19 protein-coding genes are annotated in these 18,241 nt (G+C 36.2%); 14 read left to right on the top strand and 5 right to left on the bottom strand.

Annotation, left to right across the window (positions count from 1 at the left end; translation table 11 throughout):
* The first annotated feature begins 225 nt into the window (after positions 1–225).
* From P164_RS00805 to P164_RS00870, 14 genes are all read left to right on the top strand, one after another.
* Complete coding sequence (locus P164_RS00805) at positions 226–1,578, top strand: Na(+)-translocating NADH-quinone reductase subunit A (protein WP_028374587.1); 1,353 nt, start codon at positions 226–228, stop codon at positions 1,576–1,578.
* Positions 1,579–1,583: 5 nt separating this feature from the next.
* A complete protein-coding gene (locus P164_RS00810) occupies positions 1,584–2,795 on the top strand; it encodes an NADH:ubiquinone reductase (Na(+)-transporting) subunit B (RefSeq protein WP_028374588.1) in 1,212 nt (403 codons plus the stop codon).
* Between the two features lie 2 nt (positions 2,796–2,797).
* Positions 2,798–3,532 carry a Na(+)-translocating NADH-quinone reductase subunit C gene (locus P164_RS00815; RefSeq protein WP_028374589.1) on the top strand — a complete coding sequence of 245 codons (735 nt, stop codon included), beginning with the start codon at positions 2,798–2,800 and terminating at the stop codon, positions 3,530–3,532.
* A gap of 2 nt (positions 3,533–3,534) precedes the next feature.
* On the top strand, positions 3,535–4,182 hold the full coding sequence (locus P164_RS00820) for an NADH:ubiquinone reductase (Na(+)-transporting) subunit D (RefSeq protein WP_028374590.1): 648 nt from the start codon (positions 3,535–3,537) through the stop codon (positions 4,180–4,182).
* 50 nt (positions 4,183–4,232) lie between these two features.
* The gene (gene nqrE / locus P164_RS00825; RefSeq protein ID WP_028374591.1) at positions 4,233–4,961 is read left to right on the top strand and encodes an NADH:ubiquinone reductase (Na(+)-transporting) subunit E; all 729 of its coding nucleotides are present in this window, start codon (positions 4,233–4,235) and stop codon (positions 4,959–4,961) included.
* A gap of 1 nt (position 4,962) precedes the next feature.
* The gene (gene nqrF, locus P164_RS00830) at positions 4,963–6,270 is read left to right on the top strand and encodes an NADH:ubiquinone reductase (Na(+)-transporting) subunit F (protein ID WP_028374592.1); all 1,308 of its coding nucleotides are present in this window, start codon (positions 4,963–4,965) and stop codon (positions 6,268–6,270) included.
* A gap of 218 nt (positions 6,271–6,488) precedes the next feature.
* Complete coding sequence (locus P164_RS00835; protein ID WP_028374593.1) at positions 6,489–8,237, top strand: OmpA family protein; 1,749 nt, start codon at positions 6,489–6,491, stop codon at positions 8,235–8,237.
* Between the two features lie 80 nt (positions 8,238–8,317).
* Positions 8,318–9,025 (top strand): hypothetical protein, encoded by a 708-nt coding sequence (locus P164_RS00840; protein ID WP_028374594.1) that lies wholly within the window; start codon positions 8,318–8,320, stop codon positions 9,023–9,025.
* A 94-nt stretch (positions 9,026–9,119) separates the two neighbouring features.
* Positions 9,120–9,656, top strand: a complete 537-nt coding sequence (locus P164_RS00845; RefSeq protein WP_028374595.1) for a hypothetical protein — start codon at positions 9,120–9,122, stop codon at positions 9,654–9,656.
* A gap of 12 nt (positions 9,657–9,668) precedes the next feature.
* Positions 9,669–10,286 carry a hypothetical protein gene (locus P164_RS00850; RefSeq protein ID WP_028374596.1) on the top strand — a complete coding sequence of 206 codons (618 nt, stop codon included), beginning with the start codon at positions 9,669–9,671 and terminating at the stop codon, positions 10,284–10,286.
* Positions 10,268–11,062, top strand: coding sequence for a sensor histidine kinase (locus P164_RS00855; RefSeq protein WP_028374597.1), 795 nt, complete (start codon positions 10,268–10,270; stop codon positions 11,060–11,062). The genes P164_RS00850 and P164_RS00855 overlap by 19 nt, the downstream gene beginning before the upstream one ends.
* Positions 11,059–11,811, top strand: a complete 753-nt coding sequence (locus P164_RS00860) for a LytR/AlgR family response regulator transcription factor (protein WP_028374598.1) — start codon at positions 11,059–11,061, stop codon at positions 11,809–11,811. The genes P164_RS00855 and P164_RS00860 overlap by 4 nt, the downstream gene beginning before the upstream one ends.
* A gap of 61 nt (positions 11,812–11,872) precedes the next feature.
* The gene (locus P164_RS00865; protein ID WP_028374599.1) at positions 11,873–12,235 is read left to right on the top strand and encodes a hypothetical protein; all 363 of its coding nucleotides are present in this window, start codon (positions 11,873–11,875) and stop codon (positions 12,233–12,235) included.
* Positions 12,235–13,236 carry an FAD:protein FMN transferase gene (locus P164_RS00870; RefSeq protein WP_035899272.1) on the top strand — a complete coding sequence of 334 codons (1,002 nt, stop codon included), beginning with the start codon at positions 12,235–12,237 and terminating at the stop codon, positions 13,234–13,236. The genes P164_RS00865 and P164_RS00870 overlap by 1 nt, the downstream gene beginning before the upstream one ends.
* Positions 13,237–13,241: 5 nt before the next feature.
* Here P164_RS00870 and P164_RS00875 read toward each other — a convergent pair whose 3' ends face one another.
* From P164_RS00875 to P164_RS00895, 5 genes are all read right to left on the bottom strand, one after another.
* Positions 13,242–14,009: a class I SAM-dependent methyltransferase gene (locus tag P164_RS00875; protein WP_410503381.1), complete on the bottom strand. Its 768-nt coding sequence runs from the start codon at positions 14,007–14,009 to the stop codon at positions 13,242–13,244.
* On the bottom strand, positions 14,006–14,545 hold the full coding sequence (locus P164_RS00880; protein ID WP_028374602.1) for an HNH endonuclease: 540 nt from the start codon (positions 14,543–14,545) through the stop codon (positions 14,006–14,008). The genes P164_RS00875 and P164_RS00880 overlap by 4 nt, the downstream gene beginning before the upstream one ends.
* A gap of 26 nt (positions 14,546–14,571) precedes the next feature.
* A complete protein-coding gene (gene map, locus P164_RS00885; RefSeq protein WP_028374603.1) occupies positions 14,572–15,390 on the bottom strand; it encodes a type I methionyl aminopeptidase in 819 nt (272 codons plus the stop codon).
* Between the two features lie 98 nt (positions 15,391–15,488).
* The gene (locus tag P164_RS00890; RefSeq protein WP_028374604.1) at positions 15,489–16,895 is read right to left on the bottom strand and encodes a TolC family protein; all 1,407 of its coding nucleotides are present in this window, start codon (positions 16,893–16,895) and stop codon (positions 15,489–15,491) included.
* Positions 16,892–18,241: an HlyD family secretion protein gene (locus P164_RS00895; RefSeq protein ID WP_028374605.1), complete on the bottom strand. Its 1,350-nt coding sequence runs from the start codon at positions 18,239–18,241 to the stop codon at positions 16,892–16,894. Before P164_RS00895 ends, P164_RS00890 begins: the two co-directional genes overlap by 4 nt.

Genomic DNA, 18,241 nt, shown 5'->3' on the forward strand with positions numbered 1-18,241 from the left:
TAGTCAAATGTAACAAAATAATTTTCTTATTTGTAAACAATCTCAATAAGGAGCGAATGTGCATATTGCAAGCCTTTACTGGTAAGACATTGTTAAATACAGGCAATTTATGAATATTTTTAACCCGTAGTTTGTGTTATGAGCATGTAAAATTTGTAAATTCGCACACCTCAATTCAAGCATAAAATGGGTTGAGTTTAACAAGAACTTTAACATATACTTCCTATGTCAAAAGACATTAAGATCAAAAAGGGTCTTGATATTAAGTTAGTGGGTGAGGCTGAGCGTGTTGTCTCAGATGCACCCCGGTCAAGAACCTATGTGATCAAGCCTTCAGATTTTCATCTTGTAACTCCTAAGATGCTTTTTAAAGAAGGAGCTACCCTACAAGCAGGAGAACCGCTTTTCTACGCAAAGAAAGACCCTAGTATCAAATTTGTTTCTCCGGTGAGTGGAACAATTATAGAAATTAAACGCGGCGCTAAGCGAGTTATTACAAGTATTGTGATAGAGGCCGATGGTAGGGATACCGTGCGCGAGTTACCTGTGCTAGATGTAAATACGGCGAGTGCGGCGGCTATTAAAGAACGAATTTTAGAATCTGGTCTTTGGCCCTTCATTAAGCAACGTCCTTATGATGTAATAGCAAGTACGCAAACAGAGCCTACTGCAATTTTTATTTCTGGTCACAATAGCGCTCCTTTAGCTCCTGATTATAATTTTATTTTAAAAGGTAAAGAAGCTGCATTACAGGCAGGAATTACTGCTTTAAGTAAATTAACTTCAGGTAAAATCCATTTGGGGGTTGCTAAAGTTTCTGATTCTGTTTTTTCTAAATTGAGTGAAGTGCAGATGCATACCGTATCTGGTCCGCACCCAAGTGGAAATGTAGGTACTCTTATTAATAAGGTGTCACCGGTAAATAAAGGAGAAACGGTATGGACGATTACTCCAGAAAACCTTGCTATTATGGGTGAGCTTTTCTTAACGGGTAAGTTTAATGCAGAACGTATCATTTCTGTATCTGGATCTTCTATAAAAGCACCTAAGTATTATAAAACAAAAATAGGAGCAGAGGTTTCAACTTTTGCTTATGCTGCAGGTATTGATGGTGATAATGTGCGTATGATTTCGGGTAACGTTCTTACCGGAGATCAAGTTAATGCAGATGGGCATTTAGGGTATTATCATACTGAGTTTGTAGCGATTCCTGAAGGAAATGATTATGAATTTTTTGGATGGAATAAACCTGTTTTTAATAAAATTTCTTCATCAAGAGCGCTAACCTTCTCTTGGTTATTTCCAAATAAAAAGTACGATTTAGATACAAATACAAATGGTGAGCACAGAGCTTTTGTGGTAACCGGAAACTATGAGGAAGTTTTTCCTCTGGATATATATCCGCTTCAATTACTTAAAGCCTGTATGGTTCAGGATTTAGATGCTATGGAAGCTTTAGGTATGTATGAAGTTGCTCCTGAGGATTTTGCGCTAACCGAGTTTGTATGTGTTTCAAAACAACCACACCAAGCAATCATTCGTAAAGGACTTGACTTAATGCACGAAGAAATAGGATAATAGCAATGGGATTAAAAGAAAAATTACACGGAATTAAAGAAGATTTCAAAGGCAAAAAAATGGCACCTGCATTTAATGCATTGCATACATTTTTATATACGCCAGATGAAACTACGCACAGTGGTGGTCACGTGAGAGCGGTTGATGACTTAAAGCGTACAATGAATACGGTTATTATAGCCCTTTTGCCGGTTCTGGTTTGGGGTATTTTTAATGCGGGTTATCAGCATTATGCGGCAGTTGATGCTGCTCAGGGAGTACTAAGAGAAGCAAGTTTGTTTGGTAACTTTTTTACCTGGGATAACTTTATTATGGGTGCCTGGACGGTTCTGCCACTTGTAATTGTTTCTTACGCGGTAGGTCTGGGTGTAGAATTTGTTTTTGCAGTTATTAAAGGGCACGAGGTAGAAGAAGGTTATCTAGTAACCGGAATGTTAGTGCCACTTATTGTACCTATAGATATTCCACTATGGATGCTTGCGATCGCAGTTATCTTTGGTGTTGTAATAGGTAAGGAAGTTTTTGGAGGAACAGGAATGAATATATTGAATCCTGCACTTACCATTAGAGCTTTCTTATTCTTTGCTTATCCTACCTGGATGAGTGGAGATCAGGTATGGGTTCACGGTGCTAAAGCAGCTGCTGGAGGTCCAGATGCTATATCAGGAGAAACTATTCTAGGTGCTTATGCACAGAATTCTTCAGTTATTTATGATTTCTCAGATAAGTTCTTTGGTTTTATACCGGGATCTGTAGGTGAGACTTCAACTTTTCTAATTATTATAGGAGGCCTTTTCCTTATGTTTTCTAAGATTGCAAGCTGGAGAATTATCCTAAGTGCTGTAGTAGGTGCTGCGGTTATGGGATTAATATTCAATGGTGTTGTTGATCAGGGATGGATTACTGAAGGAAGCAACTTCTACGGTTTAATGAGTACGCCGTTCTGGGAGCACCTAATAATAGGAGGTATTGCTTTTGGTATTGTATATATGGCTACAGATCCTGTATCGGGTTCACAGACAAATACCGGTAAATACTGGTATGGTTTCTTAATCGGGTTTTTCTCAATTATGATTCGTGTATTTAACCCGGCTTATCCTGAAGGAGTATTTTTAGCAATCTTGTTAATGAATGTTTTTGCTCCTACTATAGATCATTACGTAGTACAGGCAAACGTGAAAAAACGTATGAAACGTTTAAAACTTAAAACTGCTTAATAATGGCAAATACAGATAAAAATAGTTACACACTCATCTTCGCAGTAGTGATGGTGCTTGTAGTAGGTTCACTTCTTGCTTTTACGGCATCAAGCCTGAAGCCTGCAATTACTGAAAATGAGCGTTTTGAAAAACAACAGAATATTCTTTATGCAATGGGCATAAATGAGAATGTTGAAGGTTCGGTAAACTTTGTGCCTACTGCAAAGGTAGAAGCAGAGTTTAGTAAATATATTAAGGAGCAATTAGTTATTCAAAACGGTAAAATCTCAAAAGATTCTGCAGCCTATTTAATTGATCTTAAAGGTGAATTAGCTAAGGACAGTGAGGAGCGTAAGCTTCCCTTATTTGTAGGTGAGAAAGACGGTAAAGATTACTATATAATTCCATTATATGGTAAAGGTCTTTGGGATGCTATCTGGGGTTTTGTTGCTCTTGATGAAAATTATGTAGTTCAAGGTGTGTATTTTGATCACAAAGGTGAAACTCCAGGACTTGGTGCTAATATAAAAGAGCGCTATTTTATGGATGACTTTACCGGTGAAGAGATTATGGCTGGGACACAATTTGAAGGGATTACTGTCGCAAAAGGTAATAACGACCCGCTTAATGATCGTAAAGATGATGGTAAAGTAGATGCTCTTGCTGGTGCAACAATCACCGGAAACGGAGTTACTGCGATGATCAACAGCACAGTTAAATTATACATCCCTTATCTAAAAGACTTAAAAATATAATTATGGCATTATTATCTAAAAAAGATAGAGGATTACTTTTAGACCCTCTTGCAGATAACAACCCTATTACAATTCAGGTATTGGGTATATGTTCAGCATTAGCAATTACTGCACAATTGAAAGCTTCTATCGTAATGGGACTTTCAGTAATGTTTGTATTAGCAATGGGTAACGTTGTTATTTCTCTTATGCGAAATATCATTCCTTCAAAAATTAGAATTATTGTACAGCTTGTAGTTGTAGCTGCCTTAGTTATTATAGTTGATCAGGTTCTTAAAGCTTTTGCATATGAACTTAGTAAAACACTTTCTGTGTTTGTAGGTCTTATTATCACTAACTGTATCATTATGGGTCGTTTTGAAGCTTTCGCTTTAGGAAATAAACCCTGGAGATCTTTTCTTGATGGTATAGGTAACGCAGCAGGTTATGCTCTAATTCTTGTGATTGTAGGATTTTTTAGAGAGTTATTAGGTTCTGGTACTTTATTAGGATTTAAAGTTCTTGGAGATCCTATTGCTAAAACCGGTCTTTACGCTATAGGTTATGAGAATAATGGGTTTATGTTACTTTCTCCAATGGCGCTAATTGTTGTAGGGATAATCATCTGGATTCAGCGTTCTAGAAACAGTGCATTAATCGAAGAAAATTAAAGATTGTGATTTGAGATTCTATCTCAATTCTAACTTCTTATATAAAAAAAATGGAACACGTAGAGTTATTTTTTAAGTCGATTTTCATTGACAACATGGTATTTGCAACGTTCTTAGGAATGTGTTCTTATCTAGCTGTATCTAAAAAAGTTACTACAGCTGTAGGTCTTGGAGCTGCTGTAATTTTTGTACTTGCAGTTACTGTACCTATGAACTGGTTATTAGATCAGTATGTATTGCGTCCCGGAGCCTTAAAATGGTTAGGAGAAGAATATGCAGCGTACGATTTAAGTTTCCTTTCCTTTATCCTATTTATTGCAACCATTGCAACAATGGTTCAGTTGGTAGAAATAGTAGTTGAGAAATTCGCCCCTGCACTATATACCTCTTTAGGGATTTTCTTACCGCTTATTGCTGTAAACTGTGCAATTTTAGGAGGGTCATTATTTATGCAGTCTAGAGATATTCAAACTTTAGGTCTTGCCTTTAACTATGGTTTATCTTCCGGTATTGGTTGGTTCCTTGCAATTCTTGCAATTGCAGCTATACGTGAGAAAATACGTTACTCTAATGTACCTGCTCCCTTAAGAGGTTTAGGTATAACTTTTATAATTACTGGTCTTATGGCTATTGGTTTTATGAGTTTTGGAGGAATGCTTACCGGTGGAGATGAGAAAACAGAAACTACTGATGAAGTAGCAAAAGTTGAAGTTCAAAACACAGAAGCAGATGCTGAAGTACCTTTAGCTGAAGTTTCTCAAGAAATAAACAACAAATAATATGTTTTTAGCAGCAAGTACAGGAGGAGTAATAGCGGCAACGGTAGTAGCCTTTTTAGTTTTGACTATTGTGTTAGTAGGTTTGCTACTTTTTGCAAAAGAAAAATTATCTCCATCAGGACCCGTAACCATTACTATTAATGGTGAAAAGAAAGTTGAAGTAGATTCTGGTAGCTCACTGCTATCTACTTTAGGTGGTAAAAAAATATTCTTACCATCTGCATGTGGTGGTGGTGGTACATGCATTCAATGTGAATGCCACGTACTTGAAGGTGGTGGTGAAGCATTACCTACAGAAACCCCTCACTTTACACGTAAAGAATTAGCCTCTGGAGCACGTCTTGCGTGCCAGGTTAAAGTGAAGCAAGATATGAATATCACAATACCAGAAGAGGTTTTTGGTATTAAAAAATGGGAAGCGACTGTTGTACGTAATTACAACGTAGCATCATTTATTAAGGAGTTTGTAGTTGAAATCCCTGAGGATATGGACTATAAAGCTGGTGGATACATTCAGATTGAAATACCTGAAACTACAGTCAAGTTTTCCGATATGGACATCACTGCGCATCCAGAAGAGCATAGCGATCCTGATAAATTTAAAGAAGAGTGGGAGAAGTTTAAACTTTGGCCACTTGTAATGAAAAATACTGAAGTAGTAGAGCGTGCCTACTCAATGGCTTCATATCCTGCAGAAGGACGTGAAATTATGTTGAACGTGCGTATTGCAACACCACCTTTTGATCGTGCTAAAGGCGGTTGGATGGATGTTAATCCAGGTATTGCTTCTTCTTATATCTTTAGTAGAAAGAAAGGAGATAAGGTAACGATCTCTGGTCCTTATGGTGAGTTCTTTATCAACGAGTCTGAAGCAGAAATGCTTTATGTAGGTGGTGGAGCAGGTATGGCACCTATGCGTTCGCATTTGTATCACCTTTTCAAAACCTTAAAAACAGGTCGTAAAGTAACTTATTGGTACGGTGGTCGTTCTAAGCGTGAGCTTTTCTACCTGAAACATTTCCGTGATTTAGAGGCTGAGTTTGAAAACTTCAAGTTTTACCTGGTATTATCTGAACCTTTAGAAGAAGACAATTGGAATGTGAAGGCAGATATTGATAGCCCTGGAGATGGTTTTACCGGCTTTGTACATAATGCTGTTATAGAACAATACTTAAGTAAACACGAAGACCCTGAAGAAATCGAATTATATTTCTGCGGACCTCCACTGATGAACAAAGCAGTTCAGAAAATGGGTGAAGATTTTGGTATCCCTGATGAAAACATTCGTTTTGATGATTTTGGAGGATAATTTTCAATTTCTATTATAAAGTAAAGCCGTTACGAAAGTAGCGGCTTTTTTTATGCCTTATATTGGAAATCTACTTTAACGCTCAAAACATTCATTAATAGTTTGATTAAGTTTTTAGAATTACCGTTCCTGTATTCAAACAGTCGGTTAATCAATTGGGTCTGGTTTTTAGTTAGTTAGCGGTGCATCTTTGACCTGTATAATTAACAAAACAACTTATGAAAACTTCACTTAAACAATTGCTTTTCATTGCTATACTGGCAATAACTACTATCAGTCAGGCGCAGATTCACAATAACCAGTGGTTATTTAATGCGCGGGTTGGATATGATTTTCCAACTTATGAAAACAACACACCTTACATAGATTACAAAGGTGGTTTAGACCTGGGTCTTTCCGTAGACTATTATTGGAATTGGTTTGGTATAGGTGCAGATGCAGACTATATCTGGAATAAACCGGAGAGCACCTATCCTACAGATAATTTATTCAGTTTGGGAAACATAGCCTTAACAGATTTTTCTCTTTCAGAACAAAAAATAAACCGACTCTTTTATGGTATAGGACCCAGTTTTAGATATGTAAACCAAAATGGTCGCTTTAGCGCTGAGTTGAACTTGAGAGGAGGGCTCGCTAATATTAAGGGAGGACGCACAGAATTACGTGAGAATACCATAATTAATGATGTTCTAAACTTTCATTCCGGTTATGATGATAAAAATGTATTAAGCGCTAAAGGGCAAATTAGAGCGATTTACTTTGTCAATAGCTGGTTGGGTTTACATGCAGGAGCGTATTATTTGCGTCATTTTAATGTAGAAGAGCAATTAGATCCTATTTATAACAGAACAGCCGGGTATTATCCTGTAATAGAAAACCAAGGAACCAATACTGTTGATCAAAACGCACTAAACATTCGAGACGAATCCTGTGACTGCGATATTTATTCGGTTGGAGTTTTTGCGGGTATAACTGTAGCTTTCGGAAATAAAAAGGCAGCAGACGTATGTCCCGTATGTGGTGAAGATCACACACCGCATTGTTGCGCAACTTGTGGATGTACTGTTACTATAACTGCGAGAGATAAGTATACGCAGCAATTACTTACAAATACAGATGTGGTTCTTGAGGATGCTAACGGTACTATTACTCAGACTGGTACTACAAATTCCTATGGTGTTGTTGTTTTTCAGGAAGTAGCTACTTCAGATTATGTGGTTAAAGGAAAACTGTATGAAGTAAATCTCGAGGAAACTACAATTGCTAAAGCCGAATTTGATATGTGTAAAAAGGAAGGTAAAGGTATTCAGAAGGAAATTATCTATACAGATGAGAATTTTATTTTAAGAGGAAACGTTGTAGAGTGTAATAAAAATGAAGGGATTCCGGGAGTAGATATTAGCTTAAAAGATACTAAAAGCCCATCACAAAAAAATACACTTTCTGATACAGATGGCAACTTTATATTCTATTTAAAGCAAGCTTCTGTGTATTCGGTTCAAGGAGCTAAAGATGGTTACTTCTCAAATAAAGCAGAAGTTAATACTATAAACACAGATAGAAATACAGATCTATTTATAGATTTTGAAATGTGTGTTGATCCCTGCGGAAAAGCAATACGTCTTGACAATATTATTTTCAATTTAGATAAATGGGACATACTTCCTGCAGCTCGACCAGATCTTGATTATGTCGCTCAATTGATGCAAGATAATCCTACAATCAAGGTTGAAATGTCATCGCATACAGACTCCCGCGGAAGCAATGCTTATAACCAGGAGCTTTCTCAAAAACGCGCTCAATCTACAGTAGATTATTTACTGGCAAAAGGAATTTCTAGAGATCGTTTAATTGCTCGTGGAGCAGGAGAGACACAACTTCTCAATAGCTGCGCAGATGGCGTACAATGCACAGAAGCCGAGCATACCATAAACCGAAGAACAGAATTTAAAGTTATTTGCTTCTAATTAGCCCAATTAATAACCCAATTAATAACCTTAATCAAAGCCGTCTTTCGGCGGCTTTGATTTATTAAAAATATACGATTATGAAAACTATAAAAAACTTCGTTTCACTATTTGTTTTACTCATTATGATCAGTAGTGCATTAAACAGCTGCAAAGACGATGAGGAGTGTGCCTATATAATTTGTGAAGACAGCTTAGAACGTATTACAGATTTTGAGAATGATAGCTTAGGAAATACTCCAGATTGGCAGGGAATCGCCTCTAGAGGAATATCTATAGTATCAAAAAATGGTAGTAATGTACTACAGGCCTTAGATGGTAGTGGTGCTTCTTATGTATATACTGAAACCATATTTCCATCAAATTTAATCGCAGCGGGTTGTGAACTTCAATATGAGGTAGAATATTTTGGAGGCAGCAGTAACCCTGTAGGTACTACAAATTCATTAATTATTTATCAAGGAACCAGTATAAATACAGCTACAGTTTTAGCTTCATTTGTTTTAAACACGGCGTCCTTAGTGATTTCTAATGATCCACCTACACAAATAAATGTACCTATGGAGTTGGCAACGCTTACTGCATTACCTTCAAATAGTTTTGGACAATGGGTTTTATCTGGTGCAAATACTACCACTCCAGCGGCAGATGCAGTATTGTTTAATAATTTAATACAGAATACTTCAGGACTGGGTTTCTATTTAGATTCTGGCGGAAATCCTGCAGAACAGTGGTGGTACGATAATTTTACGTTTAAAAAATGCTGCTCTTTTGATACTAGTAAGTGATTGAAATTTAAAGGAGTTTATCACGAGGTTGCTATGATATATCTTATTAAAAGTGAGTATATTATGTGCTATTAACCAACTAATTCTAATTATTATGAAAATTATTAAAGCTTCCGCAGTTATTTTTTTTACCGCAGTATTATTTACCTCGTGTATAAGCATCAAAAACACAGAGGTAGCAAAGCCAGAGAATCTTATCACTAAAGAACGGGCAGATCAATTGCACGAGGCTTATCTCAACAATCAATATGCCTTTATAAATAAAGAATTGGGTTCTGATAACCGTGATAACGTAGGTGCACTAGTTACAAATGTTGAAGATTTACAACTCTTTTTAGAGTCTATCATTGCATTAAAAAAGCAAGACAGTGTCGCAGCTGTAGGTATGTTTGTATATTTTGGCGCAGAAGAGTCAGGTAATGGTGTTTCTAAAAGCACTGTCTTTTTTGAAGCAGCCTATTCGCCAAAGACTAAAACTTCAAGAAGAGCCTCTGGAGGTGGAGCATCTTTTACGCCAGTTAATTTTATTACACTACCTCAAGATGATTCATTTTTACCGGCAGGTGGCGATGGGGGGTACTACGATAAATTACACCCTGTGGGAACACGTAAAAAAGGATCAGGTAATTAATTATTCAAGGCTATGTTAATTCTAGAATTTAGTGCTAAATTATTAATGGGTATTGCGTTAGTAATTGCTATTTGGAGACATAGCGAATTGAAAAAAAGTACTCAAAATCATTTTATTTATTTTTTAAGTATAATGATTGTTATTGAGTTTGGAGCAGAACTGTGTATAACTCTTTATGGCAATAATGTATTAATCTATAATTTTTATGATCTCTTCACCGGTATCTTCTTTTGCTACTGGTTTTATAGAATACTTTATAAAAAAATATGGGTTTATATAATAGTTACTTTACTTACAATATGTTTAGTTACAAGTATTTTAGTAGAAAACTGGTTGCTTGATTACAATGTAATTTTCCTTTTTTCTGTTACGATAGCATTGCTGGTATTGGTGTTTAGATTTTATATAGAATTTCTGAATAATGATGATCTTATAGAGTTTAAGCAAAATCCTAAATTCTGGATTACCACAGGAATATTGATTTTCAATCTCGGGTATTTACCTATACAGGTCTACATTTCAAAAATAAATGGAAGTTTAGCGCCTAGTTTATACATTGTGATAGCATTCTTAAATATTCCACTTTACGGGTGTATTATAACAGCTTTATTATGCCCACAGAAGAATTAAATTATCAACTCATCGTCACGATGACGCTAGCTTCAGTAGTTGTAGTTGTGGCGGTGATTTTATTATTTACCGTATTTGTTTCTAAAAAGAATGAGTTAATTAAAGCAAAGCTAGAAGTCGAGTTTCAAAAAGAACGGGAACGACATAAACTTGAGTTACAAGCTTTACGATCGCAGATGAATCCGCATTTTGTGCACAATTCACTTAATGCTATTCAATATTATATACAGCGTAATGAAGTTGAGCTTTCTGAAGAATATTTAACTCGATTTTCAAAATTAATCCGTTCGTTTTTTGAGCTTTCGCGCCAGCAGACCGTTACTATTGTTGAAGAAATAAATCTTCTTAATAACTATCTCGCACTTGAGAAAATGCGTTTTGAAGATAAGCTAGAGTATAAAATAATTGTAGATAAAAATTTAGATACAGACACCTGCATACCGGCAATGTTACTACAACCTATTGTTGAAAATGCGGTTAATCACGGTATTTTTCATAAAAATGATAAAGGTCTGGTAAGTGTAATTTTTAAAATGCTTGAAGAACATAGTTTTGAAGTAATTATTGAAGATGACGGCATAGGTCTTACCAGGTCAAAAGAACTATTCAAAAAGAGTGGAAAAACCTTAGAAAACAGATCTTCTGCAGTATTAAAAGATCGCTTAAAATTGCTGGAATACAGTACGCAGTTTAAGGTTGATTACCGCATTAAAGAGCGTAAAGATTTAAGCGGTACGCGGGTACGTTTAATATTTAAAACACGATTTGAGTCATGAGCATCCGGGTATATTTAATAGACGATGAGCCTAAGGCACTTTCAATTTTGCAGAATAAACTCGAAAGATTTTGTCCGCAGTTAACCATTATAGGGAAAAGTCAAAAGCCTGAAGAGGCAATAACATTCATTAAATCTGAAAAGCCCGAGCTTATTTTCTTAGACATTGCAATGCCTACGATGACAGGTTTTGAATTATTGAGAGAGTTTGACGAGCCTAGTTTTGAAATCATATTTGTAACTGCGTTTGATCATTATGCAGTTGATGCTATAAAACATTGCGCTATAGGTTATATCGTAAAACCCGTTGCTAAAGAAGATCTAATACTCAGTGTACATCGTGCAATAGAGAGTATAGAGTATAAGCATGCATTATCTAAAAATAAACAGCTAATTGCAAATTTAGGGGTGCGTACTTTTCAGCAGAAAAAGATTGTAGTGCCTACACAAAACGGGTTGCAATTTTTAAAAATTGCAGATATTTTACGTTGCGAAGGTACAGATGGCTATACAAAAATATATTTGGCAGATCAGACATCTATTTTAAGTTCACACAGCATTGGTCATTTTGCAGATTTACTAGGAGATTCTGTTTTTTTTAAAACTCATAAATCGCATTTAATAAATCTAGACTATTTAAAATCTTATCTTAATGAAGGCTATGTTATTTTAGAAGGTAAACATCAAGTACCCGTGTCACGCAACAAACGCAGTGATTTTCTAAATTTTTTGCGCAATAATGCCCATTAAAATTGAAGAATAAAATTCATTCTTTTTTCACGTCTAATTTGAGAGATAGTATCTTTGTAAAATGGCAGATTTATTAGATAAACAAGAACTTCACAACCTTGCAATGAATATTGTTGGGAAGGATCTTGAAGAACAGGGTTTTGAGTTTTTAGGGGTGAATTCTCAGCTTAAACGTAATCCTCAATTTGTGGCTTTACGTGATAAAAAACTTCATTTTGTTATAGTAAAGGCTGTGAGTTTTCCTGACGATGCTAATGATTACGATCCATTTTTTATGAAGGAGATTAAAGAGCACGCAGATAAATTTAATGCAAAAACATTTTACGCTGGCGTAGGTTTAGGTAGTGCAAGTGATTATGGGAAACCTGTAGAAAAAGGAACTTCGTACACAGTAATTTATAACGGACTTCAAGAAATTAAATAATGAGATTATTTTTTATTGCTCTTTTACTCATTCAGTTTTTAAGCTGTAAGCAAGAACCCCAGTTAGTAACATTAACCGGTGAAGCTTTAGGAACAGGTTATAGTGTTCAGTTTTACAGTAGCGAACGTTTTGATGTGGTTAAGAAATTTGACTCTACCATTGCAGCTATTAACAAGTCTATGAGTACCTATCAGCCAGATTCTGATATTTCCAAAATTAATGCCGGCGATACTGCAATTGTTGTTGATACTATGTTTAAAGAAGTTTTAGCGCTATCGCGGAAGGTTTATAATGCAACTGGTGGCTATTACGATCCTACAGTAGGCATTTTAGTAAATGCATATGGTTTTGGTCCCGGAAAACCTTTAAACGTTTTAGATAGTGCTGCTTTAGATTCTTTGCGCAATTATGTAGGTCTTGATAAAATTAGTCTTTCTGCGAACGGAAGAATTCAAAAAGAAAACAGCGCAGTGTATCTTGACTTTAATAGTATTGCTAAGGGATATTGTATAGACCGTATAGGTAAGATGCTTGAGCAAAATGGTGTAAAAAATTACCTTGTTGAATTAGGAGGAGAATTACTTGCTTCGGGAATTAACTTAGATAAAAATCAACCGTGGCGCGTAGGTATTGAAAATATAGATGCGCCAATAAACGATAGGGGGTACACGGCTGCTGTAGAATTAGACAATAAAGGAATGGCAGGATCGGGTAATTACCGAAAATTTAGAGTAGATTCCTTAACTGGTCAGCGCTTTGTACATACCGTAAATCCTATAAACGGGCTTGCTGAAAAAAGCGATATTTTAAGCTCAACCGTCATTGCTTCAACCTGTGCAGAAGCAGATGCTTTTGCTACCGCTTTTATGGCTTTAGGTCTTGATAAATCTAAAAAAGTATTAGAAAAGCATCAGGATATAGAGGCTTATTTTATTTATGCAACTATAGATAGTAGCGCGGTTTATATGTCAAAAGGATTTAAGAATTTTCTAGTAAACTAGTTTTCCTATTTATAACAAACCGGCAAAATTTCGCCTACAGCCAGTCGGTATTTATCTACTTCTGTAGCCGGTATGGTAGCTGTATAATCAATTTCTGATACCTTAAAGCCTACAGATCTTAATTTATCAAAATAGTCACGGCCATACACGCGTACGTGGTCGTACTGTCCAAAAATTTCTGCGCGTTTTTTAGGATCTGTAATGCTGTTGTCTTCAAACGTTACGGCTCTCTTTAAATCCTGTGGAATTTGAAGTATTGCCATTCCACCGGGCTTTAATACACGGTAAAGTTCGTGCATCGCCTTGAGGTCGTCTGGGATGTGTTCTAAAACGTGATTGCAGAAAATAATATCGTACGTATCGTCTTCAAAAGGAAGATTACAAATATCAGCTTTCACATCAGCAAGAGGCGAATTTAAATCTGTAGTGGTATAGTCCAGATTTTCCATCTTTCTAAAACGCTTATAAAATGCCTGTTCAGGGGCAAAATGTAAAACTTTCGCTTTAGCGGTAAAAAAGTTAGTTTGTTTAGATAAATACAACCACAACAAGCGATGTCTTTCTAGAGATAGGGTAGAAGGCGAGAGCACATTTTCTCTTTGCTTACCATAACCATAGGGTAAAAATTTTCTAAACATTTTACCGTCTATGGGATCTTCATAGCGGTCTCCTTTAAGTCCTATCGCAAGAACAGGTCTTGCGATATAACTTAATCTAATGAGAATGGGCCGCGGAACCGCATTGAGTATGCGCTTAAAAATTTGTGCAATCATACTTTAAGATCACCCCAGTTTTCTCCTGTTTTAATTCGATGTAATTGCATTTCTGAAACTCCAAACTGCTTAGCCAGTACCTTAAGTCGCGTACGACGGTTAGGATCTAGTAATTTCTTTTTAAGTATTGTCGCTTCGGCAAAAGTCAATTTTGTATAATGTCGCTCTCCCGAAGTACGTCTTTTAATATCTAACGGACTCGTTTTCTGATGCGCATAGCGTTCTTTGTGCGTAGCCCATTTTAAATTTTCAATCCGGTTATCTTTCTTATCGTGATTAAGATGTAAAACTGCTTTCTCATCATCTGCAGCTTTTAAAAAAGCTTTAGCAAGGAGTTTGTGCAGGTAGTAATTTTTTCTCTTACCATTTGCCAGTTTTGCACTTACAGTTACGTAGCCATGAATATGGCCACCTTTGATTATAGTGCCTTCTGGCCCTTTATTGTAACTGCGTATTCTACCATAATTAGAAAGACCTATAGTATAATTTTCTTCCCAATTATCTTCACGGTACTTGATCCATGTTTCTAATTGCATTGTATGTAGGGGGTGTTGATGTTTTGCTAATTTGTAATAGCCTGCGCTCTAAAAGCATCTTCTTCATTGCTTGTAATGCCTAAGGCATCATAAATATACTTAAAAGTTGAAAGAAGTTCTGGTTTACCGTCAATTAAAGCCACATCATGCTCAAAATGAGCACTTGGCTCATTGTCACGTGTTGTAATCGTCCAACCGTCATTATGTTGTTTTATGCGGTGAGTACCTTTGTTAACCATAGGTTCTATGGCGACAACCATACCTTCAATAAATTTTTTACCACGACCTCTTTTTCCGTAGTTAGGCATCTCAGGATCTTCATGCATTTTAGCGCCAAGACCGTGACCTACAAGCTCTCGTACAATACCGTAGCCGTGATCTTCGCAGTATTTTTGAATGGCATAACCCACATCACCTACGCGGTTGCCAAATTTAAATTCTGCAATACCTCTGTATAAAGACTCTTTAGAAACTTCAAGAAGCTTTTTTGTGCTGGGGTCAACCTCGCCTACTTCAAAAGTATAGGCGTGATCACCATAAAATCCGTTTTTTAAAGCACCACAGTCTATTGATATAATATCACCTTCTTCTAAAGGTTTTGAATTAGGAATACCGTGAACGACCTGCTCATTTGGGCTCATACACAACGTGTTTGGAAAATCGTATAATCCCAAAAATCCTGGTATTGCCCCGTGGTCTCTAATACAGGTTTCAGCTATTTTATCTAAATACAAGGTGGTAACACCCGGTTTAACTTCAGATGCTAGTGCACCCAGAGTCTTAGAAACAATTAAAGCGCTTTCTCGCATTAATTCTATCTCTTCTCTGGTTTTTGCTATAATCATGTGTGTCTATTTTACCCTGCAAAGGTACAAAGAATACCTAATTTAGGGTATTACAAATTTTAGTATTAAAACAGAGGTTTATGTAGGCGATAAGTCTCTTAAATAGAATCAGGGTTGGTCGCAATCGTCTTAAAGAGGTTGGCTTTTGCTTTATAGAATTTATTTGTGATTTCTATTTGTTTCAACTGGGCATCTATAAGTTTTACTTCTCTAGAGTTTATGAGAAAAATAGAACTCTCACCTACCTGATATTTACGTTCTTCAGCATACAGCATGGTCTCATAATTACGTACGAGTTCTGCTGCCAATTTATTTTGTTCTTCCAGTACCTCTAGCTCTGTAGTAACTGCGCGTAATTTATTCTGAAGTTCTAATTTTGAATTAGTTAATTCAAACTGCGAGTTTTGAACCTTTAACTTAGCCAATTTTAAATCTCCTCGCTCTTTTCTTAAAAACAGTGGCATTTTAAAGCGTAAGCCCGCCTTATAATTTTGAGTATAAAATGTGCTGAGGTCATCACCTTCAGATGAGATGAAGTTGTAATTCACGTCAATAACCGGAAGCAAATTATTAGCTTTTAATTGCCGCTCGAGTTCTAAAGCTTCCACTTTAAAATTTAATGAGCGTAATTTAGGATGCTGTTCAAGCTGAAAATTTGCAAGATCAAATCCTGTGATATCTAAAATCTCATCTATAGAAAACCCCAATTCTTCCTGCGGAAAAATACCATCCTGAAGTTCTACAGGAATATTATTACCCAGCCATAAAAAGTTAGCCAGTTCAAGTTTCTTCTTGGTATACTCTAATTGAACTTCTCTTAGGTTAAGTGCTCTGCTTTGTACGCTTATAGTAGCTTCGGTAGTATCTATAAGTGGTTTGTCTCCTGCTAGAGCGCTGCTTTTTATTCCCCTAAAACGCAATTGTGAATTTTCTAAAAACCGGTCGAAGAGTTTTACCTTTTTATAAGCCTGTAACCATTCAAAATAAGCAACCGAAGCTTCATAGAGCACAACGTTAACTGCAATGTCAAGATCTGCTCGTGCCTGCTCACGATAAATTTTTGCTTGTTTAAGCGTGGTCATACGGTCATTAATCCACAATCCCTGTCCCAATGATGCAGAAATTCCTGCAGTATACAATCCGTTTTCAGGGACCGTATTTTGTGGATTGAGGTAGTAGCCCTCATTCTGTTCAAACTGTGCTTTTAGATCTATACCATACCAGGTGGGGATTTTAAAAGTTGCATTTAATAAATCATAGTATTCGGTTTCTTTAAACACTTTTTGATCAAAATCAACTTCAATTTTAGGATCAAAACCTCCTCTGGCTTTTAATAGCTTAGCATCCCCGGTTTCTCCAATTAAATTAGCTTGTTTAACTATAGGGTGGTTCTGCTTTACCAGACTTAAATATTCTTTAAATCCTAAATTTTCTAAACTATCTACCTGAGCACAAAGAGAAGAGCTCAAAGCAAAAAACAGTAGTAAAAAGAATGCCTTTATCATTTTTTTGTAGTTTCAGATTTTGTTGCAGGAGTATAGTAGTCAGGAGGGAAGCCGTTAAGTTTTCGCCAAAGTTCATACCAGATAGGAACATCTTCAAGTAAAGCCATTGTGTTTGCTCCAGAGCCTACACGTAAAGCTTCAGGCCAGGATTGTTCTTCAGGGTCTGGGGCCAGTAGTATTCTGTATTTTCCGTTAGGACTAATATAATTCTCAATGGCAACAACCTTAGCTCCAAAAGTTCCTAAAGAATTATTGGGCCAGCCGCTAAATACGATAGAAGGCCACCCATCAAATTGCACACGCACTTTTTCGTCTAAATGAATAAGAGGTAAGTCTATAGGCTTTACAAATGTTTCTACCGCTATGTCATAATCAGAAGGGGTTATCCCAACCAGTTGCTGCCCTTCTTTAAAAGTCTCACCTATACCACCTATAATAGCTTTATTAATATAACCAGACTGGGGAGCACGTATGTAGTACATATCATTACGTATCTCATAATTGGTACGGCTATTTTCTAACTTACTAACTTCAGCTTCAGAATCATATTGACTAGATTGTGCTGTAGCCCTGTCGCTTTGCGCTTTTGATATTTTATCAATATACGTTGCTTCTAATCTATTAAGCTCTATTTGTGCATTTAAAAGCTCATTGCGGGTTGCCAGTAATTTATTTTCCTGAGAGATTAGTTTAGCTTCAGTTTCCTGAAGTTTTAATCGCTTTTCTTCAACATCAGTTACTGCTTTTAAGCCTTCTTGTTGTAAACTAAGTGTACGCTCATACTGCCGCTGTGCAATGCTTAAATTTGTTTTTGCCGCTTCATAATCTATACTGTCACTTTTAATTTTTAAGCCGGCCTGTATACGTTTGTTTTCAGCTTGCTTAAGTTTTAAAATACGCTCATTATTTAATGCAGCGATTTGATTACTCAGTGCGGTTACTTTTTGAGTATAAGATTCAACAGAATTTGTTTTTGCACGCACCTGTAAATCTGTGCGTTCTACAAGATTAGGATCAAAATATTCATTTTTAATTTCAGAAATAAAGAGAATTGTATCTCCTTTTGCTACAAAATCTCCTTCGCGTACATACCATTTTTCAACTCTGCCCGGGATGGGAGATTGTATGGTTTGTGGGCGTTGTTCTGGTGTTAGTGTGGTGACAAACCCTGCCGAGGATATGGTTTGCGTCCACGGTAAAAACAAGATTATAACCAAAATAATCGCAAATACAGCTAAAAATCTGTTGAAGTATGCGTAATGCTCTTTTTCAAGCACCTTAATAGCAGATTTATACTTAGAAAGATCAACCGCTTTATTTAATTTATTGTGAGATATATTAAGCAT

The sequence above is a fragment of the Leeuwenhoekiella sp. MAR_2009_132 genome, from assembly GCF_000687915.1.
In the GTDB taxonomy this organism is placed as follows: Bacteria; Bacteroidota; Bacteroidia; order Flavobacteriales; family Flavobacteriaceae; genus Leeuwenhoekiella.